The organism is Micromonospora reichwaldensis (assembly GCF_031845925.1).
Taxonomy (GTDB): domain Bacteria; phylum Actinomycetota; class Actinomycetes; order Mycobacteriales; family Micromonosporaceae; genus Micromonospora; species Micromonospora reichwaldensis.
The window spans coordinates 1-24,545 of sequence record NZ_JAVRFL010000012.1 but is presented as its reverse complement, the minus strand read 5'-3'; the positions used below and the strand labels follow the sequence as shown (position 1 = coordinate 24,545).

General features: G+C 74.0%; 18 protein-coding genes. 7 read left to right on the top strand and 11 right to left on the bottom strand.

The annotated features are described in order from the left end of the window. Nucleotides 1–30: 30 nt before the first annotated feature. From RM555_RS12170 to RM555_RS12155, 4 genes are all read right to left on the bottom strand, one after another. Nucleotides 31–831, bottom strand: a complete 801-nt coding sequence (locus RM555_RS12170) for an ABC transporter permease (protein WP_311411837.1) — start codon at nt 829–831, stop codon at nt 31–33. 11 nt (nt 832–842) lie between these two features. Next, entirely contained in the window at nt 843–1,643 is an 801-nt protein-coding gene (locus RM555_RS12165) for an ABC transporter permease (RefSeq protein WP_311411960.1), read from the bottom strand. Between the two features lie 87 nt (nt 1,644–1,730). Beyond that, nucleotides 1,731–2,273, bottom strand: coding sequence for a hypothetical protein (locus tag RM555_RS12160; protein ID WP_311411836.1), 543 nt, complete (start codon nt 2,271–2,273; stop codon nt 1,731–1,733). Between the two features lie 146 nt (nt 2,274–2,419). Further along, the gene (locus RM555_RS12155) at nt 2,420–3,352 is read right to left on the bottom strand and encodes an ABC transporter ATP-binding protein (RefSeq protein WP_311411835.1); all 933 of its coding nucleotides are present in this window, start codon (nt 3,350–3,352) and stop codon (nt 2,420–2,422) included. A gap of 430 nt (nt 3,353–3,782) precedes the next feature. Between RM555_RS12155 and RM555_RS12150 the strand changes: the two genes are divergently transcribed. The 5 genes from RM555_RS12150 to RM555_RS12130 all read left to right on the top strand — a co-directional run bounded on the left by RM555_RS12150 (nt 3,783) and on the right by RM555_RS12130 (nt 10,885). Next, nucleotides 3,783–5,999 (top strand): TRAP transporter permease, encoded by a 2,217-nt coding sequence (locus RM555_RS12150; protein WP_396888744.1) that lies wholly within the window; start codon nt 3,783–3,785, stop codon nt 5,997–5,999. Further along, nucleotides 5,996–7,015: a TAXI family TRAP transporter solute-binding subunit gene (locus RM555_RS12145; RefSeq protein WP_311411834.1), complete on the top strand. Its 1,020-nt coding sequence runs from the start codon at nt 5,996–5,998 to the stop codon at nt 7,013–7,015. The genes RM555_RS12150 and RM555_RS12145 overlap by 4 nt, the downstream gene beginning before the upstream one ends. A gap of 68 nt (nt 7,016–7,083) precedes the next feature. Continuing rightward, nucleotides 7,084–9,531, top strand: coding sequence for a nitrate- and nitrite sensing domain-containing protein (locus tag RM555_RS12140; RefSeq protein WP_311411833.1), 2,448 nt, complete (start codon nt 7,084–7,086; stop codon nt 9,529–9,531). Next, nucleotides 9,528–9,920: a roadblock/LC7 domain-containing protein gene (locus RM555_RS12135; protein WP_121400267.1), complete on the top strand. Its 393-nt coding sequence runs from the start codon at nt 9,528–9,530 to the stop codon at nt 9,918–9,920. Before RM555_RS12140 ends, RM555_RS12135 begins: the two co-directional genes overlap by 4 nt. Then, nucleotides 9,917–10,885: a TAXI family TRAP transporter solute-binding subunit gene (locus RM555_RS12130; protein WP_311411832.1), complete on the top strand. Its 969-nt coding sequence runs from the start codon at nt 9,917–9,919 to the stop codon at nt 10,883–10,885. The genes RM555_RS12135 and RM555_RS12130 overlap by 4 nt, the downstream gene beginning before the upstream one ends. Before the next feature lie 10 nt (nt 10,886–10,895). Here the strand turns inward: RM555_RS12130 and RM555_RS12125 are convergent, their stop codons facing one another. The 6 genes from RM555_RS12125 to RM555_RS12100 form a co-directional block, all read right to left on the bottom strand. Continuing rightward, complete coding sequence (locus RM555_RS12125; RefSeq protein ID WP_311411831.1) at nt 10,896–11,432, bottom strand: hypothetical protein; 537 nt, start codon at nt 11,430–11,432, stop codon at nt 10,896–10,898. Further along, the gene (gene dnaG, locus RM555_RS12120) at nt 11,433–13,325 is read right to left on the bottom strand and encodes a DNA primase (protein WP_311411958.1); all 1,893 of its coding nucleotides are present in this window, start codon (nt 13,323–13,325) and stop codon (nt 11,433–11,435) included. It abuts the gene before it with no gap. Between the two features lie 137 nt (nt 13,326–13,462). Then, the gene (locus RM555_RS12115; RefSeq protein ID WP_311411830.1) at nt 13,463–15,091 is read right to left on the bottom strand and encodes a BCCT family transporter; all 1,629 of its coding nucleotides are present in this window, start codon (nt 15,089–15,091) and stop codon (nt 13,463–13,465) included. 78 nt (nt 15,092–15,169) lie between these two features. Beyond that, nucleotides 15,170–16,006, bottom strand: a complete 837-nt coding sequence (locus RM555_RS12110) for a siderophore-interacting protein (protein ID WP_311411829.1) — start codon at nt 16,004–16,006, stop codon at nt 15,170–15,172. A 15-nt stretch (nt 16,007–16,021) separates the two neighbouring features. Continuing rightward, the gene (locus tag RM555_RS12105) at nt 16,022–17,323 is read right to left on the bottom strand and encodes a deoxyguanosinetriphosphate triphosphohydrolase (RefSeq protein WP_311411828.1); all 1,302 of its coding nucleotides are present in this window, start codon (nt 17,321–17,323) and stop codon (nt 16,022–16,024) included. After that, nucleotides 17,313–17,666 (bottom strand): VOC family protein, encoded by a 354-nt coding sequence (locus RM555_RS12100; protein ID WP_311411827.1) that lies wholly within the window; start codon nt 17,664–17,666, stop codon nt 17,313–17,315. The genes RM555_RS12105 and RM555_RS12100 overlap by 11 nt, the downstream gene beginning before the upstream one ends. Before the next feature lie 193 nt (nt 17,667–17,859). Here RM555_RS12100 and RM555_RS12095 point away from each other — a divergent pair, with 193 nt between their 5' ends. Next, a complete protein-coding gene (locus tag RM555_RS12095; RefSeq protein ID WP_311411826.1) occupies nt 17,860–18,345 on the top strand; it encodes a roadblock/LC7 domain-containing protein in 486 nt (161 codons plus the stop codon). Between the two features lie 130 nt (nt 18,346–18,475). Here the strand turns inward: RM555_RS12095 and ppdK are convergent, their stop codons facing one another. Further along, nucleotides 18,476–21,208: a pyruvate, phosphate dikinase gene (ppdK, locus tag RM555_RS12090; protein WP_311411825.1), complete on the bottom strand. Its 2,733-nt coding sequence runs from the start codon at nt 21,206–21,208 to the stop codon at nt 18,476–18,478. Between the two features lie 315 nt (nt 21,209–21,523). Between ppdK and RM555_RS12085 the strand changes: the two genes are divergently transcribed. After that, entirely contained in the window at nt 21,524–23,374 is a 1,851-nt protein-coding gene (locus RM555_RS12085; protein WP_396888743.1) for a beta-N-acetylhexosaminidase, read from the top strand. Nucleotides 23,375–24,545 lie beyond the last annotated feature (1,171 nt).

Genomic DNA, 24,545 nt, shown 5'->3' with positions numbered 1-24,545 from the left:
ACATGCCCAGGCAGCGGCCACCGTTAACCCCTAGCCGTAGAGCAACCTGCTCATCCGGCGCGAGGCGACCAGCAGCCCCAGGACCATCGCCGCGAGCAGGTAGAGCACGTCGAGCACCCACTCCCAGCCGGCCGCGCCCACCGAGACGCCGCGGATGAGGTGCACCGCGCGGTAGAGCGGCGTCACCTCCACCGCCCAGCGCAGCGCGGCCGGGTAGGCCTCGGCGGGGACGAACGTGCCGGAGAAGAGGAAGAGGGTGAACTGGGCCGCCGACATCAGGTCGAAGTCGTGCCAGCTGCGCATGAAGGTGGTGATCGCCATGCCCAGCGCGCCGAAGGCGAAGCCGACCAGCACGGCCGCCGGAAAGGCGACCAGCGCCCGCGCGGCGGTGGTCAACTCCATCACCACCATCACCACCAGGAAGGCGGCCGAGTATGCGCTGCCGCGCAGCATCGCCCAGAGCAGCTCCCCCAGCGCGATCTCGAACGGCTGCACCGGGGTGGCGATCACCCCGTCGTACAGCTTCATCTGCTTCATCTTGCCGAAGAAGTTGAAGGTCGTCTCCGACAGCGCGCCGGACATGGCCGACGACGCGAGCATGGCCGGCGCGACGAACGCCGCGTAGGTGACGACCTCGCCGCCGGGCAGCGTGAGGTCGCCGACCAGCGTGCCGACCCCGACACCGATGGAGAGCAGGTAGAGCAGCGGCTCCACGAACCCGGAGACGAGCAGCAGCCAGTAGACGGCCTTCAGGGCCGCGACGTTGCGCTCGGCCACGGAGACCGACCGGCGGGACGCGGCGGCCAGCCGGGGCAGGACGAGAGCGACCACTGCGACTCCTCCTAGACGACCAGCCTGCGACGGAACGCGCGCCGGGCCAGCAGCCAGCCGCCGACCGCCCAGGCCGCGAGGTAGAGCAGGTGCCCGGCGACCGACCACTGCGGAGCGACGCCGAGCGCCGCCGCCCGGCACAGGTCGACGCCGTGCCAGAGCGGGGTGGCGTACGCCAGCCAGCGCAGCGCCAGGGGCAGCGACTCGACGGGGAAGAACACGCCGGCGAAGAGCGTCATCGGGATCACCGCGAAGCGGAGCAGCATCGCGAGCCAACTGTCGACGGAGACCACCGACGCGTACGCGAAGGTCGGCGCGGCGACCGCCAGCCCGAGCAGCGCCGTCACCGGCAGCGCGGCGAGCGCCCACGGCGAGCGCAGCGCCCCGAACAGGGCCGTCACCAGCAGGAACGCCGCGACGGTGGTGACCACCCGGAACACCACGAAGGCCAGGTGCCCGCCGAGGATGTCGCCCACCCGCAGCGGCGCCGCGCTCTGCGCGACGTAGGTCCTGACCCACTGGAAGTTGCCGAACACGGGCCACGTCGACTCGCTGACGGCCGTCTGCAACGCGGTCGACGCGATCAGGCCGGGCACGATCCAGTCGAGGTAGCTCACCCCGTCGATGCCCTGGTCGATGTAGGAGCCGACGCCGACGCCGAAGCCGAGGACGGTCAGCACCGGCAGCAGGAACGACGAGAAGATCCCCGCCCGCCAGGTGCGCCGGTAGCCGACGAGATGGTGCGCCAGCACCGCGAGCGCCGGCACCCGCGGCAATCTCGGGCGCGCGCGTTCCCGCGCCGACTGCGCCACGCTCACGCGACCACCCCCGTCTCGCTCCGCGTCCACCACGGCCTTCCTACCTCGCGGGTACGACAGGCCGGCGACTCCGTCGCCCCGTCAGCGCTTACGGGCCGCGCGCAGCAGCGCCTGCACCGCGTAGGCGAGCAGCAGCAGCCCGGTGCCGGTGCCGACGACGAGCCCCGCCGGCACCGCCGAGACGAGCGCGGTGACCAGCCCGGCCACGGCGACGGCGCACACCGCCACCCCGAGCGGCCACAGCAGCGGGTCGCGCAGTACCGGGACGAGGGGGAAGAAGTGCAGCCCCACGACGGCGCCGACCAGCACCGGGATGAACTCCGACCAGCCGACGAGGGCGAGCACGACGGCGCCGAGCCCGGCGGCGGCGAACTCGGCCAGGACGATCAGGAGGTAGCGGCGATCGGCGGCGCGGTCGTGCGCGACGCCCCCGGCTCCCCGGCTGCGGGCCACGACGACGGCGCCGATCACCGCCGTGACCAGGGCCGCGCCGCTCGCGACCACCAGCAGGGCGCGCAGCGGCTGCTCGGCGGCCGGCACGCTGAACCAGATCGTCGCGAAGACGCCCAGATAGAGCGCGGCGAGCCCGGCCTGGCGGCGGGACTGGAACTCCAACTCCGACATGACACCCCCGTGTGCGTCGGCGGGCGGTCGACGTGCCGCCGGCCCGCCGATGCTACGTAACGGCCGGCGCCGCCGCACCCACCCGGTGGCGCCGGGCGACCGGCACCGGATCGCGAACGACCGACGACCAGCGACCGGACGCGCTGTCAGTCGACCAGGGTGCGGCCGGTGAGGTGGAGGAAGACGTCCTCCAGGCTGCTGCGCCGGACCAGCACGTTGGCCGGGTGCAGCCCCCGCTCGCCGACCTCGGCGACGGCCGCGTCGCCGTCGGGCACGTAGAGCAGGATCCGGTCGGGCAGCACCTCGACCCGCTCCCCCAGCCCGTCGAGCTTGCCGGCGAACGCCTCCTGGGACTCGGCGGCGAACCGCAGCTCGACGACCTCCCGGGTGGAGTGCCGGTCGATCAGCGCCCGGGGCGAGCCCTCGGCGACGATCCGCCCGCCGTCCATCACCACCAGGCGGTCGCAGAGCTGCTCCGCCTCGTCCATGTAGTGCGTGGTGAGGACCAACGTGACGCCCTGCTGCTTGAGCCGGAACAGCCGCTCCCACACCAGGTGCCGGGCCTGCGGGTCCAGGCCGGTCGTCGGCTCGTCGAGCAGGACGATCTCGGGCTCGTTGACCAGCGCGCGGGCGATGGTCAGCCGCCGCTTCATGCCGCCCGAGAGCGGCTCCACCCTGCTGTCGGCCCGCTCGATGAGCTGGACGAAGTCGAGCAGCTCGGCGGCCCGCGCCCGGGCCACCCGGCGGGAGATGCCGAAGTAGCGCGCGTAGGTGGTGAGGTTCTCCTGGACGGTCAGCTCGGGATCCAGGTTGTCGAGCTGCGGGCAGACGCCCAGGCGGGCCCGGATCGCCGGCCCGTCGCGCACCGGATCCATGCCGAGGATGCGCAGCTCGCCCCCGCTGGGCGGGGAGGTGCAGCCGATCATCCGCATGGTGGAGGACTTGCCGGCGCCATTGGGCCCGAGGAAGCCGAACGCCTCGCCGGCCCGCACCTCGACGTCGATGCCGTCGACGGCGGTGAAGTCGCCGAACCGCTTCACCAGCGCCCGCGCCTGGATGAGTGGTGGAGCCGTGGTCATCGCCCGACCCTAACCTCCGGATCCGACACCCCCCACCGGACGGCTCCGACACCCCCACCGGGTCCGGGCGGGTCCGTCGCCGGGGTGATAGGGGCCGGGGCGGTAGGGGTACAGGCGCCCTGGTCAGGGCCCATCCGGCAACGGAGAGCGACGAAAACTACCCTGCGTCATGGCCTCATGCGATGCCGACGGCGCGGCGACGGCCGCGCGGAGGTGGGCCGGAAACGCGCCGCTACCGGACCAGAGTGGACGCATCGGATACGCCCCGCTCCCGGCTTGCCGCATTCTTACCAATCAGGGCGTGCATCCTGCCGCATATCTGGACCCAATTACAGTCTCTCTGCGTAATCATGAGTCCCAATTAATTACTGGCTGCAATCATGATCAGCAATGTTCCGCCCGGTATCTAATTCGCGTATCGTGCCCCCTCGTGCCACCAGTGCGTTCCTCCGGCGAACCCGCCCCGCAGCCGTCCACCGTGGGCCCCGAGTCCACCCCGGATGGCGGTCCGGTTCCGTTGCCGCCCGAGACGGACAATCGGTCCGATCCAGACGGTGCCGCGCCCGATCCACGGGAACTCGCCGCGCAGTTCGAGGACGAAAAGCCCGGGCGGCAACTCGCCGGGCCGATCGGCGTGCTGGTCACCGGAACGACGTTGGCGATCGCGCTGCTCGCCCTCTGGCAGGTGTTCTACCCGCTGCCGCAGGGGAGCAAGTTCTACCTGGTCATCTTCCTGGCCGGCATCCTGCCGATGGTCTTCCTGGCCTACCCGGCGGATCTGCGCCTGCCCCGGCGGCTGCGCCGCACGGACGCGACCGGGCCGGGCGACGCGGTACCGGCGGAGCGCCCCACGCGCCGGGGCCCCACCCTGCCGGACTGGATCCTGGCCGGCGCGGCGCTGGTCAGCTGCCTCTACCCGGTGCTGCCCGTCGACCTGGGCGACGGCGGCGGCGGGTACGACGCCTTCCTCGACCGGCAGGGCCTGCTCGTCGGCGTGGACGTGGCGATGGGCACCGTCCTGCTGATCCTGCTGCTGGAGGCGTGCCGGCGCACCACCGGCTGGATCCTGCCGGCCGTCTGCGTGGTCTTCCTCGGCTACGGCTACTACGGCGGGCTGCTGCCCCAGTCCTGGCCGGTGGCCCACGCCGGCCTCGACTTCGGGCAGATCGTCGACGGCCTCTACAACTCCGACAGCGGCTTCTACGGCACCCCGCTCGACGTCGCGGCGACGTACATCGTGCTGTTCACCATCTACGGCGCGGTGCTGGACCTCTCCGGGGCCGGCCGGTTCTTCGTGGAGCTCTCCGCCGCCGCCTTCCGGCGCTCGCGCACGGCCGCCGGGCGCACCGCCGTCGCCTCCGGGTTCCTGCTCGGCACCGTCTCCGGCTCCGGCGCGGCGACGACCGTCAGCATCGGCGCGGTCACCTGGCCCGTGCTGCGCCGCGCCGGCTACCCGCCGGAGCGGGCGGGCGGCATGCTCGCCGCGGCCGGCGTCGGGGCGATCCTCTCCCCGCCCACCCTCGGCGCGGCGGCCTTCATCATCGCCGAGTACCTCGGCGTGTCGTACCTCCAGGTGCTCGGCTGGGCGACCGTCCCGACGGTGCTCTACTACCTCGGCATCCTCCTCGCGGTCGAGATCGACGCCCGGCGCTCGGGCGTGCGGCCGGTGGTGATCGACACGACCTCCGCCGGCCGGCTGCTGGCCCGGTTCGGCTACCACTTCCTCTCGCTCTTCGCGATCGTCGGGCTGCTGGCCGTCGGCTTCTCCGCGACGAAGGCCGTGGTGCTGGCCACCATCCTGGCCGCCGTGCTGTCCTTCCTCGACCGTCGGCACCGGCTCACCCCGCCCCGCCTGCTCGCCGCGCTCAGCGCCGGGGTGCGCGGGGTCCTCGCGGTGAGCGCGGTCTGCGCCGCCGCGGGCATCATCACCGCCACCACCACCAAGACCGGCCTCGGCCCCCAGGCGGCGGCGCTGCTGGTCAGCGGCGCCCAGGCCGTCAGCTCCGAGCCGGCCGTGGTGCTGGCGCTCACCGCGCTGCTCGCCGCCGTCGCCCTCACCCTGCTCGGCCTGGCCGTGCCGGTCACCGCGTCGTTCGTGATCGGCTGGGTGATCATCGGCCCGGCCCTGCTGGACCTGGGCGTCACCGCGCCCGCCGCGGCGATGTTCGTCTTCTACTTCGCGGTGCTGTCCGAGGCGTCCCCGCCGACCGCGCTCGCCGCGGTCGCCGCCGCCGCGGTGACCGGCGGCCGGCTGGTGCCGACCATGTGGCAGACCCTGCGGTACGCCCTGCCGGCCTACCTCATCCCGCTCGCCTTCGTGGTCACCCCGACCGGCCTCGGGCTGCTCGGCATCGGGGGCCCGCAGCGGATAGCCGTCGCCGCGACGGTCGCCGCCCTCAGCGTCGCCGTGCTCGCGGTCGCGGCGGGCGGCTGGCTGCCCGGCGTCGGCCCGGCCGGCACGCCGGAGCGGATCGTCGGCGCGCTCGCCGGGCTCACGCTGCTCTGGCTCGAACCCGTGCCCGTCGCGATCGGCGCCGCCCTGGCCGCCGTCATGGTGGCGGGCGTGCTCGTCAGACGCGGATCCGCCGGCCGGAACGGCGGGCCGTCAGCAGTACCAACGGTGAACCATGGGGAGGAAAAACAGTGAGACGGATCAACATGCGGCTCGCCGCGGGGGTTGGCGCGCTGGCCCTCGTCGCCGCGGGCACCGCCGGCTGCGGAGGCCGTCAGGACGGCGCGACCAAGGACGACGCCGCCAGTGAGATCACCTGCAAGGTCACCGACAGCACCCGCGTCGGCATCGCCACCGGCAACGCCACCGGCGTCTACTACGTGGTCGGCAACGCCCTGGCCGGTCAGCTCTCCGGGGCGACCGAGGGCAAGCTGACCGGCACCGCCGCCGAGACCGGCGCCTCGGTGCAGAACATCGAACAGCTCGTCGGCGGACAGTACGACGTCGCCTTCTCGCTGTTCGACACGGCGGTCAACGCGGTGCAGGGCAAGGGCAGCTTCACGGCCCCGCAGCCGGTCGAGGCGCTCGCCCGGATCTACGACAACTACACGCAGGTCGTCGTCCGGGCCGACTCGGGGATCAACTCGGTCGCCGACATGAAGGGCAAGAAGATCTCCACCGGCTCCCCGAAGTCCGGCACCGAGGTCATCGCCAACCGGCTGCTGGAGGCCGCCGGCCTCGACCCGGCCAAGGACGTCCAGGCGCAGCGGCTCGACCTGACCAAGAGCGTCGAGGGCGTCAAGGACGGCAGCGTCGACGGGCTGTTCTGGTCGGGCGGGGTGCCCACGGGCGGGCTGACCGACCTGTTCACCACCGCCGGGGACAAGGTGAAGTTCATCGACATCACCCCGCTGCTGCCCAAGATGACCGAGCTCAACCCGGCGTACCAGGCCGGGACCATCCGCGCGGACGTCTACAAGACCGCCGCGGACACCCCGACCATCGTGGTGCCGAACGTGCTGCTGGTCCGCAAGGACCTCAACGCGAACGTGGCCTGCGCGATCACCCGGACGGTGTTCGACAAGAAGGACGCCCTGGCCCAGGCGAACCCGGCCGCCAAGGGCATCAGCCTGGACAACGCCCGCAAGACCGACCCCGTACCGCTGCACCGCGGCGCGGACAAGGCGTTGCAGGACCTCGGCGCACGCTGATCCCCGGCGCCGGGTCCGGGCCTCGCGCCCGGGCCCGGCGCCCCCGAACCTGACCCCGGAGGGCCCGAGTGTCGCTCCCCACCCCCGGCCGCGTACGCCGGCACCACCGGCCCGCCGACCACACCGACCGGCTGTGGTCGGTACGCACCCAGCTGCTCGCGCCCATCCTGGTGGCCACGGTCGGCCTGGTGGTGCTGGGGGCGGCCCAGACCGCCACCGCCCTGGACGCCTCCGACGACGCGGACCGCGCCCGGGTGCTGGCCGGCACCGCGACGGCCACCGTGCGCCTCGTGCACGAGCTGGAACGGGAACTCGGCGAGACGGCGGCCCTGCGCCAGCGGGGCGGCAGCAGCGGACGGCCCCTCGTCGACGCGCAGCGACGGCGGGTCGACGCGTCCGTCGAGCGCTACCGCGGCGCCAGCCGGGACGCCCGCCGCGCCGCCCCCGACCTGCGCCAGGTGCTCGACGGCGCCGACGCGCAGCTCGGCCAGCTCGAACCGGCCCGCGGGTCCGCGCTGGGCGGCACCACCGCCGACCCGGCCTACCTCTCGCTTGTCGAGTCGCTGCTCGCCGTCGCCGACGCGCTGCCCGCCCAGCTGCGCGACCGGGAGCTGGCCAACGGGGCCCGGGAGGTGGCGGCCGTGGCCGCCCAGGAACACCTCGCCGCCGTGGAACGCGACCTGCTCCGCGCCGTCTTCGTGCGGGGCGCGCTGGTGAACGGGGAACTGGTCCGCCTCGGCCAGTTGCGGGGCGCGCAGGAGCAGCGTCAGGCCGAGTTCTCCCGGATCGCGGGCCGGCCGGCGGCGGACGCGTACACCCGGCTGGTGGCCGGGACCGACGTCTCCACCGCCCGCCGGATGCGCGACAGCGCGCTCAACGTGGAGTCCGAGCCCGCCGGGCTGAGGACCGACGGCGACGCCTGGTACGTGGCCCAGAGCGGGGCCATCCGGCGCTACAACCTGCTCGGCCGGGAACTCTCCGAGGAACTCGACCGCAAGGCCGCCGGGCTGGCCCGCGACGCCCAGCGGCGGGCCCTGGTCACCGGTGGCGCGACCACCGCCGTCGCGCTGGCGTCGTTGACCGCCGCCGTGCTGCTCGCCGTCCGCACCAGCCGTCGCCTGCGCCGGCTGCGGGTCGCGGCGCTCGCCATGGCGCACCGCGAGCTGCCGGAGCGGATCACCGCCATCGCCTCCGGTGACGGCGCGCCGACCGACGGCGCGGCCACCCGGTTGACCGCCGGCATCGGGCAGGGCCGGGACGAGATCGCCCAGGTCGCCCAGGCCTTCGACACGGTGAACCGGGCCGCTCTGCGCCTGGCCGGTGAACAGGCCGAGGTGCGGATGGACGTGACCCGGATGGCCGAGGCCCTGGCCCGGCGCATCCGTACCCTGATCACCCGGCAGCTGCGGCTGCTCGACGAGTTCGAACGCGAGGAGACCGACCCGGACGCGCTGGCCCGGCTCTTCGCGCTGGACCACCTCGCCGCCCGCATGCGGCGCAACGGCGAGAACCTGCTGGTGCTCGCGGGTGGCGAGCCCGGCCGTACGCACGACGGCGCCCACCTGCTCGCCGACGTGGTGCGGGCGGCCGCCTCCGAGATCGAGGACTACCCGCGGGTGGAGGTCGACGTGCCGACCGCCGCGGTGCACGGGGCCGCCGTGGGCAACCTGGTCCACCTCCTCGCCGAGCTGCTGGAGAACGCCACCGTCTACTCCCCGCCGAACTCCCCGGTGCACGTCGATGGCCGGCGCACGATCGACGGCCTCACGCTGCGCGTGCACGACCAGGGCATCGGCATCAGCGACAGCCGCCTCGCCTCGATCAACGAGCGGTTGCTCGCCCCCGCGATGCTCTCCAGCGCCTCCGCCGGCAGCATGGGCCTGCACGTGGTGGCCCACCTGGCGGCCCGGCACGGGGTGCGGGTGCAGCTGCGCAACAGCGGCGCGGGCACCGTCGCGCAGGTGGAGATCCCGGAGTCGGCACTGACCCGCGTCGAGGACGTCGCCCCGCGTACCGCCCCGGAGGTACGGGCCCCCGCGCAGGCCGCCCCGCAGGTGCGCGCGCCGGCGCCACCCGTCCGGACGGTGCCCGCGCAGGCGCCGCCGCCCGTGCGTACGCAGGCGCCGGTCGTCCCCGCCCAGACGGCCTGGTTCCGGCCCCGGACCGGGGCCGGCGGTCCCGCCACCCTGCCCGACCTGACCAGCGTCCACCACGCGCCGACGATCACGCTCCCGGTGCTCGGCGCGCGCCCGACCGGGTCGGGTGGCGGCGCCGCGATGCCGCCGTCCCGTCCCGCGTCGGCCCCGCCCGCGCCGCCCCCGCTCACCGGGGCCGGGCTGCCACGCCGCACCCGGGGCGGCCAGCTGCCGGCCGCGCTGCACGAGGCCCCGACGGCGCGGCCGGCGGGCGACCTGCTCGACCCCGAGGTCGTGCGGTCCCGGCTGTCCTCGCTCGCCGAGGGAGTGGCCGCGGCGACCCGACGTACCCAGACGACACCCCCCAGGAGAATCCCATGACCCCATCCGTGAGCGCCGGCCTGGACTGGCTCCTGGCCAACTTCGCCGAACAGGTGCCGGACGTGTCGCACGCCCTCGCGGTCTCCGGCGACGGGCTGCGGCTGGCGGCCTCACCCCACCTCGCGCCCGACCAGGTGGACCAGCTCTCCGCCGTGATCAGCGGCCTGGCCAGCCTGACCGTCGGTGCCGCCCGGCTGATGTCGGCGGGCCGCGTACGCCAGCAGATCGTCGACATGGACGGCGGGGTGATGCTGGTGATGGCGGTCGGCGAGCGCGCGCTCGTCGGGGTGCTCGCCGCGCCCGGCTGCGACCTCGGCCAGATCGGCTACGAGACCGCCATGCTGGTCCAGCGGGTGGCGGAGGCCCTGGAGCCGGCGGTCCGGGCGTGATCGGACGGTCCTCCCGGTTGCTGGCGGCCCTGCTGGCGGCCGTGCTCGTCGCCGGTTGCGGCGCGACCGAGGCCGGGCCGCAGCCCTGGCACGGTGGCCGGATCTTCCTCGCCACCGGCAACACCACCGGCGTCTACTACCAGCTCGGCGGCGGCTACGCGGACGTGATCAGCCGGCACCTGCCCGGCTACGAGGCACGGGCCGAGCCGACCGGCGCGTCGGTGGAGAACATCAACCGCCTGGCCAGCGGCGACATGGAGATCGCCTTCAGCCTCGCCGACACGGCGGCCGACGCCGCCGCGGGGCGCGGGGCCTTCGACGGCCAGCCCCAGCCGGTGCGGGCGTTGGCCCGGGTCTACAGCAACTACACCCACGTCATCGTCCGCGCCGACGCGAAGGTCACCAGGCTGTCGGGACTGCGCGGGAAGCGGGTCTCCACCGGCTCGCCGAAGTCCGGCACGGACATCATCGCCGGGCGTCTGCTGACCGCCGCCGGCCTCGACCCGGACCGGGACGTCGTCCGGGCCACGCTCTCCCTGCCGGAGACCGTGAAGCGGATGCGGGCCGGCACGCTCGACGCGATGTTCTTCTCGGGTGGCCTGCCCACGCCGGGCATCGCCGACCTGCTGGCCAGCGCACCCGGCAGGTACGCGCTGCTGCCGATCGTCGACCTGATGGAGCCGCTCACCGCGCGCCACGGCTCGGTCTACACCACGGCGGAGCTGCCGAAGGAGGTCTACAAGACGAGGAGCGGCACGCCGACGGTCACGGTGGCGAACGTCATCCTGGTCAGCGCCGACATGCCCGAACAGCTGGCGTACGACCTGACCCGGCTGCTCTTCGCCTACCAGGCCGACCTGGTCAAGGTGCACCCCGAGGCCGGCAACTTCACCCAGCAGAGCGCCTCGGGCACCGACCCGATCCCGCTGCACCCCGGGGCCGCGCGGTTCTACCAGCGCGGGTGACCCGCGCCGGTCAGACGTCCGCCGGGGCGGTGGCGGCGCGGGCCTCCGCCACGAGGCGGTCGGTCTCGGCGAGCACCTCGGGGTCGTCGGCCGGGGTGCCGGGGTCGAGACGGACCGTCCACGTCAGGCCGTCCACCCCGGGCACCCGGCGCGCCGCGACCCGGCCGGCGCCGCCGGGCACCGGGCGGTGCTGCGTGTACGCCACCGACCGGGTGACCCGCTCCCGCACCTGGTGCGGCAGCTCCCCTGGGTCGAGCAGCAGGTGGCTCTCGGCCGGGCCGTCGGCCACCACCAGGTAGCCGTCGCGCTCGGCGGACACCTCGGCCGGGGTCACCGTGAGCTGCCGGCCGGACCAGACCGCCTTGAGGATGTCGTGCCAGCCCAGCCTCTCCGCCCGGCCGGGCAGCCATAGGCCGAGGTTGCTGGCCACGACGACCCCGTCGCCCTGGCCGTCGCCGACGGCGGCCCAGGCGAGCACCCGCTCCTCGGCGGCGAGCGGCGGCCGCTGGGCCGCGGGCAGCTTCGGCTTGCGGCGGAACAGTCCCATCTACAGTCCTCCCGCGGCCTGCTCGCGCAACGCCCGGGCGTGCTGTTCCAGCGACAGCAGCTCCCCGAAGGCGGCGAAGTACTCGTCCTTGTTGTTGACCGGGTTGATCCGCTGGATCCGGGACTTCAGGTCCCTGATCCGGCTGGTCACCGAGCCCCACTGCAACCGGGCCATGGTGACCGAGACGTAGCGCGGGTCGGGCTCGCCGTCGATGCGCAGCGGCTCCACGGCCAGCTCGCCGACGAGCGCCCGGGCGGCCAGGTCCTCGCAGGCGTCGCGGACCGACTCGATCCAGACCGCGCCGCCGGTGGCCGTGGCGACCCCGCCGACCGCCGCGACGGCCGCCCGCACCGCCACGTGCACGGGGTGCCGGTACTCCGACGCCTCGACCGCGTCGAACATCGGCCCGGCCAGCACCGGCTCCTGGAGGGCGAGCTTCAGCGCCTCCCGCTCGACCATCGAGTGCGGGTTGTCGACGACCGGCTCCGGCCGGGCGGGTCGGGGCGCCGGCGCGGCCTCCCGGCCGGGGGTGGGCGACGCGGCGGCGAGCACGGCCCGCTGCACCGGCTCGATCTCCATGCCGAGGTCACCGGCGAGCTTGCGCACGTACTCCGGGCGCTTCTCCCGGTCCTTGAGCTTGGCGACCAGCGGCGCGGCCCGGCGCATCGCCTCGACCCGGCCGTCGACGGTGTCGAGGTCGAAGCGGTTGATCACGTGCCGCAGCGCGAAGTCGACAAGCGGCTCGCGGCGGGCCACCAGGTCGCGGACGGCCAGGTCGCCCTTGGCCAGCCGCAGGTCGCAGGGATCCATGTTGTCGGGGCTGACCGCGATGAAGGTACGCCCGACGAAGCGCTGGTCGTCCTCGAAGGCGCGCAGGGCGGCCTTCTGGCCGGCGGCGTCCCCGTCGAAGGTGAAGATGATCTCGCCGGCCACGTCGTCGGTGTCCATCAGCAGCCGGCGCAGCACCCCGATGTGGTCCCCGCCGAACGCCGTGCCGCAGGTCGCCACAGCCGTCGGGACCCCGGCCAGGTGGCAGGCCATCACGTCGGTGTAGCCCTCGACCACCACCACCTTGCCCTGCTTGGCGATCTCCCGCTTGGCCTGGTCGATCCCGTAGAGGACGTGCGACTTCTTGTAGATCGGCGTCTCGGGGGTGTTCAGGTACTTCGGGCCGTCGTCGTCGTCGAAGAGCTTGCGGGCGCCGAAGCCGATCACGTCGCCGGTCAGGTCGCGGATCGGCCACATCAGCCGGCGGCGGAACCGGTCGATCAGCGTGCCGGAGCGCGACGGGCGGGACAGCCCGGCGGTGACCAGCTCGTCGTGGCTGAAGCCCTGCTGGCGCAGGTGCTTGGTGAGCAGGTCCCAGGCGTCGGGTGCGAAGCCGCAGCCGTAACGCTCGGCGGCGGCCCGGTCGAAGCCGCGCCGGGCCAGGAACTCCCGGGCCGGACGCGCGCCGGCGGTGGTGAGCTGGCCGCGGTAGAACTCGACGGCGGCGGCGTGCGCGGCGACGAGACGCTGCCGCTGCCCCTGCTGCGGGCGCGGGCGCGGCGCGGCGGAGTCGTTCTCGACGTAGCGCAGCTGGAGGCCGGCGCGGTCGGCGAGCCGCTCGACCGACTCGACGAAGCTGAGGTGCTCGGCGTCCATCAGGAACTTGATCGCGTCGCCGCCGGCGCCGCAGCCGAAGCAGTACCAGACGTTGCGGGCGGGCGAGACGTTGAACGACGGGCTCTTCTCGTCGTGGAACGGGCACAGCCCCTTGAGGTTGCCGCTGCCGGCCGACCTCAGGGTCACCGTCTCGGAGATGACGTCGGCGATCGAGCTGCGTTCCCGGACCAGCGCGATGTCCTCGTCCCGGATCCGCCCAGCCATGTCCGCCACCCCCTCGGCGTACATCCTGCCCTGCCGCACCGACGCCGTGCCGCCGGGGGACGCCGCGTGTGGCGACCACCGCCGTCACCTCGGCGCTCGCGCCCGCGACGGCCGCCCCCGCCCGGCCGGGTCACGGCCGCCCGGCGCGGCGCTGCGCCGGCTCAGCGCGGGCGCCGCAGGTAGCGCCGCACCGGCGGCGGGTCCTCCTCGTCGTACGACCGGGCCGCCCGGACGGCCGCGGCCAGGCCGGAGCGGCGGACCCGCGGCGGCGGGTTGACCGCCGGGTCCCGGGCCATGTCCCGGACCAGCGCGACGGCCAGGCCGAGCATCACCACGACGAAGGGCAGGGCGACGAGGATGGTCGCCTGTTGCAGCGCGTCCAGCCCGCCCACCAGCAGCAGTACGGCGGCGACCGCGCCGATCAGCACGCCCCAGACCACCACCAGCACGCGGTGCGGGCGCAGCGCGCCCCGGGAGGTCAGCGAGCCGAGCACCAGGGACGCCGAGTCGGCGCTGGTGACGAAGTACAGCGCGATCAGCACCATGGCCAGCACGCTGGTCAACGTCGCCAGCGGCAGCGCGTCCAGCAGGCCGAAGAGAGCCTGCTCGGTGCCCGCCCCGACGTCGGCGACCAGGTCCCGGGCTCCGGTGGCCTGCGCCCGCAGCCCGCTCCCGCCCATCACGGCGAACCAGACCGCGCTGGCCCCGCTCGGCACCAGCAGCACCCCGACGACGAACTGCCGGACCGTGCGGCCCCGGGAGATGCGGGCGATGAAGGTGCCCACGAAGGGCGCCCAGGAGATCCACCACGCCCAGTAGAAGATCGTCCAGGAGCCGAGCCAGGACGGATCGGAGAAGGCCCCGGTGCGGGTGGACATGAAGACCAGGTTGCTCAGGTAGTCGCCGACCGAGGCCGGCAGGACCTCCAGCGTGTAGATGGTCGGCCCGACCGCGAAGACGAAGAGCATCAGCAGCACCGCCAACAGCACGTTGGTGGTGGAGAGCCACTTGATGCCCCGGTGCAGCCCGGAGAAGGCGGAGATGACGAAGGCCAGGGTGAGCGCGCCGATCACCACCAGCTCCACCGCGGTCGTGTCCGGAATCCCCGCCACCAGGTCGAGGCCGGCGGCGACCTGGAGCGCGCCGAGGCCGAGGCTGGTCGCCGAGCCGAACACGGTGGCGAAGACGGCCAGCAGGTCGATCGCGCGCCCGGCCGCGCCGTCGGCACGATCCCCGAGCACGGGATGGAAGGCCGCCGAGATCCGGTTCTCCCGGCCCTTGCGGAAGGTCGAGTACGCCAGCGCGAGCGCCACGACCGCGTAGATCCCCCAGGGGTGCAGCGTCCAGTGGAAGAGGGTGTACTGCATCGCCGTCGCGCCGGCCGCGCCGGTCTGCGGTGCGACGCCGGTGGCCGGCGGAGGCGCGGCGTAGTGCTGGATGGGTTCGGCTACGGCGAAGAAGACCAGGCCGATCCCCATGCCGGCGCTGAACATCATGGCCACCCAGGCCAGCGTGCTGAACTCCGGCTCGTCGTCGTCGGCGCCGAGCCGGATCCGGCCGAACTTCGTCGCCGCGATGATCACCGAGAGCACCAGGAAGGCGTCGGCGGCCACCACGAAGAACCAGCCGAAGGTGTCGATGACCCAGGCCAGCCCGGACTCGCCGAAGCCGGCCAGGGAGCCCCGGGCCAGCACGCCCCACGCCACCACGGCCAGTACGCCGCCGACGCTGAGCGTCAGCACCGTGCGGTCGATCCCGCCCACGGCCTGGTCCCGTACCTGCCCGCTCATGCGCCACCCCCTGCCCATCCTGCTGGGCAGGAGGGCGGCACACGGCGATATCGGGCGAACCTGCCCGGCAGGGGTCGGTCAGGCCGGGACGGCGGCGGCCTCCTCGGCCTCCACCTGCCGCTTCCAGTCGGGCTTGCTGGCGCGCCAGCCCTCGTCGTCCATGCCCCGGCGCCAGTAGCCGGAGATGGAGAGCCGCCCGCGGGGCACGGCGCGCTCGACGCGGAGCAGGCGGCGCAACTCCTTGACGAAGGTGGCCTCGCCGTGCACGAAGGCCTGCACGTCGCCGGGCGGGAACTCCAGGGCGCGGACGGCCGCGACCAGGGCCTCCCCGACCGGGCGGTCGCCCCGGTGCAGCCAGGTCAGGCGCACCGCGCCCGGGCTGGCCAGCGGCTGCTCCTCGGTCGGGTCGGCGACCTCGACGAAGACGGTGGCCGGGGCGCCGGCGGGCAGCCGCTCCAGGGCGGCGGCGATGGCCGGCAGCGCGCTCTCGTCGCCCACCAGCAGGTGCCAGTCGGCGTCGGGGCTGGGGGCGTACTCCCCGCCGGGGCCGACGAAGGGCACCGGGTCGCCGGGGCGCAGCGCGGCCGCCCACGGCCCGCCCAGCCCGACGTCACCGTGGTGCACGATGTCGACGGTCAGCTCGCCGACCGACGCGTCCCAGGCCCGCACCGTGTACGCGCGCAGCCGGGGCCACTGCTCCCGGGGCAGGTCACGGCGGAGCGCGTTGAGATCCGCCGGGATCGGGTACCCCGTCCCCGGCGCCGGGAAGACGATCTTGATGTAGTGGTCGGTGAACTCGCCCACCGGCAGGCCGGCCAGCTCCTCACCCCCGAGCACCAGCCGGACGACGTGGGGGGTGGGCCGCTCGGTGCGCAGTACCCGGGCGGTGGTGACCTTGATGGGGCGCTCCGTCATGCCGGTTAGGCTAGCCTAAGTCCGCGCGCCTGCCCATCCCTGATCCGCCGTCGGCGGGTGCCCGCGCCCACCGCGCACCACCCGCTCGTGCCAGGCGACAGCCGCCGGGTCGGTCAGCGAGGCCACCTGGTCGACCACCACCCGGAGCCGGGCCGCGTCGTCCGGCGCGGCCGACCAGAGCGGGGCGAAGACGGGATCCAGCCCGTCCGGCGCCCGGTCGGCCAGCGCGTGCACCAGCTCCGCCAGCACCTCCCGCTGCCGCCGGTAGCGGTCCCCCGCGCCGGGTCGACGCATCACGTACCGCAGGGCGATGCCCTTGAGCAGCGCGCACTGCGCCCGGATCCGCCGGGGCACCACCAGGTCGGCGGCGTAGCGGCGGAGCGGCCGGGGACCGTACCGCTCCTGCGTGGCCGCCACCACCGTCGAGACGAAGCGGCCGGTCAGCACGCTGGTGGTGGCCTTCAGCGCCGCCTGCGCGCGGTGGCTGCCGTCGTACCCGGCCAGCGGGGCGAGCACCGGGTCGTCGAGCAGTTCCAGCAGCACGTCACCGAGGTCGGCCGGGGACTCGCCGGAGTACGTGGCGGCGACGTCGGCGCAGAGTGCGGCCCGCTCGTCGGGGTCGCGCAGCAGCGTACGCAGCGTCACGTACCCGCCGTGGATGCCGTCCTCGACGTCGTGCACCGAGTACGCGACGTCGTCCGCCCAGTCCATCACCTGCGCCTCCAGGCAGCGCCGGTCGTCACCCGGGCCGGCCGTGCGCAGCCAGGCGAAGAGCGGGAGGTCGTCGTCGTACACCCCGAACTTGCGCTGCTCCCGGCGGCGGGTCCACGGGTACTTGCTGACCGCGTCGAGCGAGGCCCGGGTCAGGTTGAGGCCGGCGGACCTCCCGTCCGGGGCCACCACCTTGGCCTCCAGGCGGGTCAGCACCCGCAGCGTCTGCGCGTTGCCCTCGAAGCCGCCGCACCCGGCCGCGAGGTCGTCCAGCGCGTCCTCGCCGTTGTGCCCGAACGGCGGGTGACCGAGGTCGTGGGCGAGCCCCGCGGTGTCGACCACGTCCGGGTCGCAGCCCAGCCGGGCCCCCATCTCGCGGGCGATCTGCGCGACCTCCAGCGAGTGGGTCAGCCGGGTACGCAGGAAGTCGTCCGTGCCGGCCGTGTGCACCTGGGTCTTCGCGGCCAGCCGCCGGAACGCCGCCGAGTGCAGCACCCGGGCGCGGTCCCGCTCGTACGCCGACCGCCCGTGACCGGTGTCCTTCGGCGGCTCCTCGACCCAGCGGGCGACGTCCGGATCGTCCGGCCCGGCAGGCTCAGTCCTCACGCTGCCGCAGCACGCAGAACTCGTTGCCCTCCGGATCGGCCAGCACGGTCCACCCGCTGTCGCCCTGTCCCACGTCGACGTGCCGGGCCCCCATGTCGACCAGCCGCTCGACCTCGGCCTCCCGGTCGTCGGGACGCAGGTCGATGTGCAGCCGGTTCTTGGTCGTCTTCTCGTCGGTCACCGGTACGAAGACGATGCCCGGCAGCCGGTCGGCGGACCGGCGGATCTCCACCTCGTCCGGCTGCTCGGTGACCACCTGGTAGCCCAGCGCCTCAGCCCACCAGCGGGCGAGCCGGGCGGGGTCCCGGGCGTCGACGGTCAGGCTCTCCCAGGCGCTGCTCATGCCGATCAGGTTACGCCCGCGCGCCGCGAACGGCGCGCCGCCGGCGCGCGCCCGACGGCTACGCAACCTCCGAACAGGCGAGAGTTGTCGGCCGATCGCCGACGGTTACGGGATCGCGGTCCGGCATGGCCGGCGGTAGCGTTCCCAGCGCGGAACGTGACCAGACTGAGGGCCCGACGGTGGGGAGACGCCCGTGAACGCGGACACGATGATGGGAACGGAACTGTCGGAGTTGCGCCGGCGCCGCCCGGAGGTGGCGGGCACGGTGCTGGCCGGCACCGACGGCCTGCTGATCTCCAGCGACCTGCCGACGACGGACGCCACCCACCTGGCCGCGCTCGCGGCGGCCAGCTTCGGCCTCGGCCACCGGGTGGCCGACACCGTGCGGCACGGCGAGTTCCGGGAATCGGTGGTCCGCACGTCGACCGGCGCCGTCGTCACCTATCCCGCCGGGCGCAACGCCCTGTTGACGCTGGTCGCCGACGCCAGCGCCGACCTGGACGAGCTGCACGCCGACGCGCGGGCGGTGGCCCGGCGCACCGGCTCGGTGCTGGACACCAGCCGCCTGATCGGGGCGGCGACGGTGCCCGAGGCGCACGCCCGGCTCTCGGCCCGCACCTCGGGCGGCAGGCTGCCCCGGCGCGTCACCCCCCACACCTGGCGCCGCCCGCCGGTCTGAGCAACCCCCGGGAGTCGGTCCACGACCGCCTCCCGACCCACGGTGCGGTCGCGCCGGCACGGGCCGCCCGCACGGCAGCGGCGGCGGATCCGCTCCCCCGGGTCCGCCGCCGGCCTGTCGTCCTCGCGCGTCAGCGGCTGTCGGAGCCGTCCGTCTCCACCGCCGCGCGGCCGGCCTCCAACCGGGCGACGGGCACCCGGAAGGGCGAGCAGGACACGTAGTCCAGGCCGACCTCGTGGAAGAAGTGCACCGACTCCGGGTCGCCCCCGTGCTCCCCGCAGACGCCGAGCTTCAGCTCCGGCCGGGCCGCCCGGCCCTCCTCCGCGGCGATGCGCACCAGCCGGCCCACGCCGTCGCGGTCGATCGACTCGAACGGCGAGATGCCGAAGATGCCCAGTTCCAGGTAGCGCCAGAAGAACGCGCCCTCGACGTCGTCGCGGGAGAACCCCCAGCCCATCTGGGTCAGGTCGTTGGTGCCGAAGGAGAAGAACTGCGCCGCCTCGGCGATCTGGCCGGCGGTCAGCGCCGCCCGGGGCACCTCGATCATCGTGCCGATCAGCACCTCGACGCCGCTGTCCCCGACCACCTCGGCGATGATCTTCTCGGCCTCGGCGCGGACCGTCTCCAGCTCCTGCACCGCGCCGACCAGCGGGACCATGATCTCCGGCCGGGCCACCGCGCCGCTGCGGGTGACGGTGACCGCGGCCTCCGCGATCGCCCGGACCTGCATGGCGAACAGACCGGGGATGACCAGGCCGAGGCGGACGCCACGCAGGCCCAGCATCGGGTTCTCCTCGTGCATCCGCCGGACGGCGGCGAGCAGCGCCTCCTCCTGCGCCACGTCCTCGCCGCGTTCCTGGGCGACCGCCACGTTGACCGCGAGCTGCTCCAGCGGGGGCAGGAACTCGTGCAGCGGCGGGTCGATCAGCCGGACGGTGACGGGCATCCCGTCCATCTCCCGGAAGATCTCCTCGAAGTCGGCGCGCTGCAACGGGAGCAGCGCGGCCAGCGCGGCCTCCCGCTCGGTGTTGTCCCGGGCCAGGATCAGCCGCTCGACCAGCTCGCGCCGGTCGCCGAGGAACATGTGCTCGGTGCGGCACAGGCCGATGCCCTCCGCGCCGAAGCGCCGGGCCCGGGCGGCGTCCGCGCCGGTGTCGGCGTTCGTGCGGACGGCCAGCCGCCGCCTGCCGTCGGCGTGCGACATGATCCGGTGTACGGCCCGCACCAGCGGATTGTCGACGTGCTCGGGGTCGAGGCTGCCCTCGAAGTACTGCACCACCTCCGACGGCATGACCGGCACCTCGCCGAGGTAGACCTTGCCGGTGGTGCCGTCGATCGAGACGACGTCGCCCTCGACGACGGTCTGCCCGCCGACGACGAACCGGCGCTGCGGGACGTTGACCTCGATCTCGTCGGCGCCGGAGACACAGGTCTTGCCCATCCCCCGCGCCACCACGGCGGCGTGGCTGGTCTTGCCGCCACGCGAGGTGAGGATGCCCTGGGCGGCGATCATGCCGTTGAGGTCGTCGGGGTTGGTCTCGCGCCGGACCAGGATCACCGACTCGCCCTCGGCGGCCAGTTCGACCGCGCGCGCGGAGGTGAAGACCACCTTGCCCGACGCCGCGCCCGGCGACGCCCCGATGCCCTTCGCCACCGGCTGGAACTCGTGGTCGAGCCGGAACCGGGGGAACATCAGCTGGGCGAGCTGCGCGCCGTTGACCCGGTGCAGCGCCTCGTCGAGGTCGATCAGGCCCTCGTCGACGAGCTGTCCGGCGATGACGAACGCCGCGGCGGCGGTGCGCTTGCCGACGCGGGTCTGGAGCATCCAGAGCTTGCCGCGCTCGATGGTGAACTCGATGTCGCAGAGGTCCTTGTAGTGGCCCTCCAGCCGGGCCATGATGCCGAGCAGTTCGTCGTAGGACTTCTTGTCCAGCCGCTCCAGCTCCTGCAACGGCACGGTGTTGCGGATGCCCGCGACCACGTCCTCGCCCTGGGCGTTGGCCAGGTAGTCGCCGTAGATGCCCTGGGCGCCGCTGGCGGGGTCGCGGGTGAACGCGACGCCGGTGCCGGAGTCCGGGCCGAGGTTGCCGAAGACCATCGCCACCACGTTGACCGCCGTGCCCAGGTCGGCCGGGATCCGCTCCTGGCGGCGGTAGAGCACCGCGCGCTCGGCGTTCCACGACTCGAAGACCGCGCGGATGGCCAGGTCGAGCTGCTCGCGCGGCTCCTGCGGGAACTCCCGCCCGGTGTGCTTGAAGAAGATCTTCTTGTACGCGTCGACCAGCCCCCGCAGGTCGTCGGCGTCGAGGTCGAGGTCGTCGTGGGTGCCCTTGGCCCGCTTGGCGTCGTCGAGCGCGTGCTCGAACTCCTCGCCCGGCACCTCGCACACCGTCTTGCCGAACATCTGGATCAGGCGGCGGTAGGAGTCCCAGGCGAACCGGTCCGCGCCGCCGGAGGTCTGCGCGTCCGCGCCGCTGGCCTGTCGCGCGAGCCCCTGGACGCTGCGGTCGTTGAGGCCGACGTTGAGGACGGTCTCCATCATGCCGGGCATGGAGAACTTGGCGCCGGAGCGGACGGACACCAGCAGCGGGTCCTCCGGGTCACCGAGGCGCTTGCCCATCGCCTGCTCCAGCGACGCGAGGTGCGCGGCGATCTGGTCGGCCAGGCCGTCCGGCTCCTCCCCCGTGGCGAGGTACGCCTTGCAGGCCTCCGTGGTGATCGTGAAGCCCGGTGGGACCGGCAGGCCGAGATTGGTCATCTCGGCCAGGTTGGCCCCCTTGCCACCGAGCAGTTCCTTGAGATCCTTGTTGCCCTCGGCGAAGGCGTACACGTACTTGTGTTCCACCGTCTCCTGCTTTGCCACCAGAGCCCTCCCACGCGCGCCGGTCCGACACTTAACGAAGGTTCAGTCGCTCTCATACCCCGGGACGGGCCACCGGCAATCCCGGTGCCAAGCCGGCCGGTGGGCGAAGGCTAAGCGAACATCGAGGGGCTCGGGACCGTTCGGTGACAATAGGCACAGCCATCCCGACTATCCGCGTTCGTACCGGTTTTTGGGAACGCTTCCACGCGCACGATCACGCATTTCCGGCTCCGCCTCGTATCCTTGGCCGCACGCTTTTCGGTGAACCTCACCTTTGCCATAACCGCCGCAAATACACCCCTCGGAGCCGACGCCGTGCCAGCCGTTCCCACCGCCGCCCCGGAGCCGCTCGACCCGTCCCGCGCCGCCGGGGTGGACGAGCGGGAGCCCGGCCACCACGCCCTGCCGGTCCACGAACCGGCCGCCGCCGAGCTGGCCCGGGCGGCCACCCGGGCCGCCGACGACCTGCTCGCCCCGCCGTCCGGGGCCAGCGACGACCGGCCCGCCCCGCCGTCCGGGGCCGCCGACGACCGGCCCGTCCCGCCGGCCCGGGTCCGGCTGGGCGACGTCGTGCCCGCCCCGGAGCGGGTCACGCCGGTCCCGGGCGCCGACTTCGTCCTCACTCCCGACGCGGCGATCCGGGTGAGCGGCGACGACGCCCGCGCCGTCGCCGGTCAGCTGGCCGCCCTGCTCCGTCCGGCCACCGGCTACCCGCTGCCGGTGACCGACGCCACCCGGCCGGAGCCGGCCGGCGGCATCACCCTGACGCTGGCCGCCTCCGCCGACCACGGGCCGGAGGGCTACCGGCTCGACGTGACGCCCGACGGCGTACGGATCGAAGCCGCCACCCCGGCCGGGCTCTTCCACGGCGTACAGACGCTGCGGCAGCTCCTGCCCGCCACCATCGAGAGTCCGCTGCCGGTCGCCGAGCACTGGGCGCTGCCCGGCGGTTCGATCACCGACCGGCCCCGGTTCTCCTACCGGGGGGCGATGCTCGACGTGGCCCGGCACTTCTTCGGCGTACCGGACGTGCTGCGGGTGATCGACCACCTGGCCCGCTACAAGCTCAACCACCTGCACCTGCACCTCACCGACGACCAGGGCTGGCGGATCGCGATCGACTCCTGGCCCCGGCTCGCGGAGGTCGGCGGGGCGGTCGAGGTGGGCGGCGGCCCGGGCGGGCACTACACGCGCGACGACTACCGGCGGATCGTCGCCTACGCCGCCGAGCGGCACGTCACCGTGGTGCCGGAGATCGATCTGCCGGGGCACACCAACGCCGCGCTGACCGCGTACGGCGAGCTGGCTCCGGACGGTGTCGCGCCGCCGCCGTACACCGGCACCGAGGTCGGCTTCAGCTACGTCGACCCCACCAACGAGCGGACGTACGAGTTCGTCGCCGACGTGCTGGGCGAGATCGCGGCGCTCACCCCCGGGCCGTGGCTGCACATCGGGGGCGACGAGGCGTTCAAGGTACGTCCCGACGCGTACGCGGCCTTCGTCGAGCGGACCCAGCGCGTCGTCGCCGCAACCGGCAAGACGGTGGTGGGCTGGCACCAGATCGCGCCGGTCGCGCACGCCGAGGGGCGGGTGCTCCAGTGGTGGGGCACCAAGGGCGAGGACCCGGTCACGGCGGACGCCGTCCACCGGGGGGCGCGACTCGTGCTCTCCCCCGGCAACCACGCCTACCTCGACATGAAGTACGCCCCGGACACCCCCATCGGGCACGACTGGGCCGGCATGATCGACGTGCGGCGGGCGTACGACTGGGATCCCGGCACCCACGTGGCCGGCGTGCCGGCCGACGCGGTGCTCGGCGTGGAGGCGCCGCTGTGGACCGAGTCGGTCACCTCGCGGGCCGAGGTCGAGTTCATGCTCTTCCCGCGCCTGCCCGCGATCGCCGAGCTGGGCTGGTCGCCCCGCGCGACGCACGACTGGGCGGGGTTCCGCGACCGGCTGGCCGGCCACGGCCCGCGCTGGGCCGCGGCCGGCATGGCCTTCCACCGCTCGCCGGAGATCCCCTGGCCCGCCGAGCGGCCAACTCCCACAAAGCGGCAGGCGGCGATCCCCACCCAGGCCGACCACCCGACTCCCAGCGCGCCGCAAACGGCCATCCCCACCCAGACCGGTCCCGAGGAGGCCCCCGCGCCAGGCCCGTCCGCCTGACGCCCACGCCCGACGCCCCCATCCCCGCCGCGGTGGCGGTCGCCGCCGCCATCGCGGTCGTCACCGGGTCAACTGGCTCACCCCGGTTACCGGGTCACCCGGGTTCACGGGTCCACCGGATCACCGGATCACCGGATCACCGGATCACCGGATCACCGGATCACCGGATCACCGGATCACCGGTGGAGATCTTGGTACGAGATGGCCCCTGGAGGGGCGGTTTCTCACCAAGATCTCCGGTAGGAGCCCAGCGGACGGACGCGAGAGCGGGCACCGACGGGTGTGGCCCGCCGTGCCCGGCGCAGGGACGGGGCGGTGGCGGTCGCCGCTGCCGTCGCGGTCGCGGTCGCGGTCGCGGTCGCGGACACCGTGGCGGTCACGGGTGCCGTGACGGTCACGGGCCGTCGCCATCGCCGTCGCGGATGCCTCTCGATCTCGGGGTCAGGCGGTTCCACCTGACGCGTCACGCAGGGCAGGTACCGCCGGTTGCCGTGGTGCCCATTGCTGGCGGGCACGCGGACAGGCGGACGGATGCGCTCCTCGGGCGCTGTCGAGCTGATGTCGTAGACGATTCAGCGGTGGCCGTCCGTCCCAGGCCGGAGAGGCGTGGAGATTGGCGCGGAAAGAAGTCGCGGTTCGTGTCGTCGGGGCAGCGTGAGTCGTCTACGACATCAGCTCGACAACGCGCCCGCCGCCCCATGCTGCACTCGACGACCGACTGCGGCGGACTGCGGCGGACTGCGGCGGGCTCGGAGTCGTGGGAGTTTTGTCCGCTTCGCGGTGTCCGGGTCCGTGCCTGGATGTCGCCGCTGTCCGGTGCGTCCCGTGGCCGGCGCCACCTCGGCGGCGGAATCGTGGGCCGGTGCGGGTCGTTGAACATGGCATACCCACGGCGCTCCCCCGCGCCACGGTGGCCCGAGCGGCCGGCGGAATGACTGGCCGACCCGGGTCGTTGAGACATCCCGGACGCCCGAGCAGGCCCCCCACCGCCGGAGCGATCCGTTCTGACTCCCCCCTCGCGGCACGCCGCTCCCCCGCGCGTCCCGCGTACCCCCGATCGAAAGGTGCTGCCATCATGCGTACCGACATCCTGCGTAAGACCGCCCTGACCGCTGCCGGGCTCGCCTTCACCGGCGGCGCCATCGCCGGCCCCGTCACCACCGCCCTCGCC

Coding starts and splice junctions, on each gene's coding strand:
- RM555_RS12160 (WP_311411836.1), bottom strand. CDS start 2,273: ATGTCGGAGTTGGAGTTCCAGTCCCGCCGCCAGGCCGGGCTCGCCGCG.
- RM555_RS12155 (WP_311411835.1), bottom strand. CDS start 3,352: ATGACCACGGCTCCACCACTCATCCAGGCGCGGGCGCTGGTGAAGCGG.
- RM555_RS12135 (WP_121400267.1), top strand. CDS start 9,528: ATGACCCCATCCGTGAGCGCCGGCCTGGACTGGCTCCTGGCCAACTTC.
- RM555_RS12125 (WP_311411831.1), bottom strand. CDS start 11,432: ATGGGACTGTTCCGCCGCAAGCCGAAGCTGCCCGCGGCCCAGCGGCCG.
- dnaG (WP_311411958.1), bottom strand. CDS start 13,325: ATGTACGCCGAGGGGGTGGCGGACATGGCTGGGCGGATCCGGGACGAG.
- RM555_RS12115 (WP_311411830.1), bottom strand. CDS start 15,091: ATGAGCGGGCAGGTACGGGACCAGGCCGTGGGCGGGATCGACCGCACG.
- RM555_RS12110 (WP_311411829.1), bottom strand. CDS start 16,006: ATGACGGAGCGCCCCATCAAGGTCACCACCGCCCGGGTACTGCGCACC.
- RM555_RS12100 (WP_311411827.1), bottom strand. CDS start 17,666: ATGAGCAGCGCCTGGGAGAGCCTGACCGTCGACGCCCGGGACCCCGCC.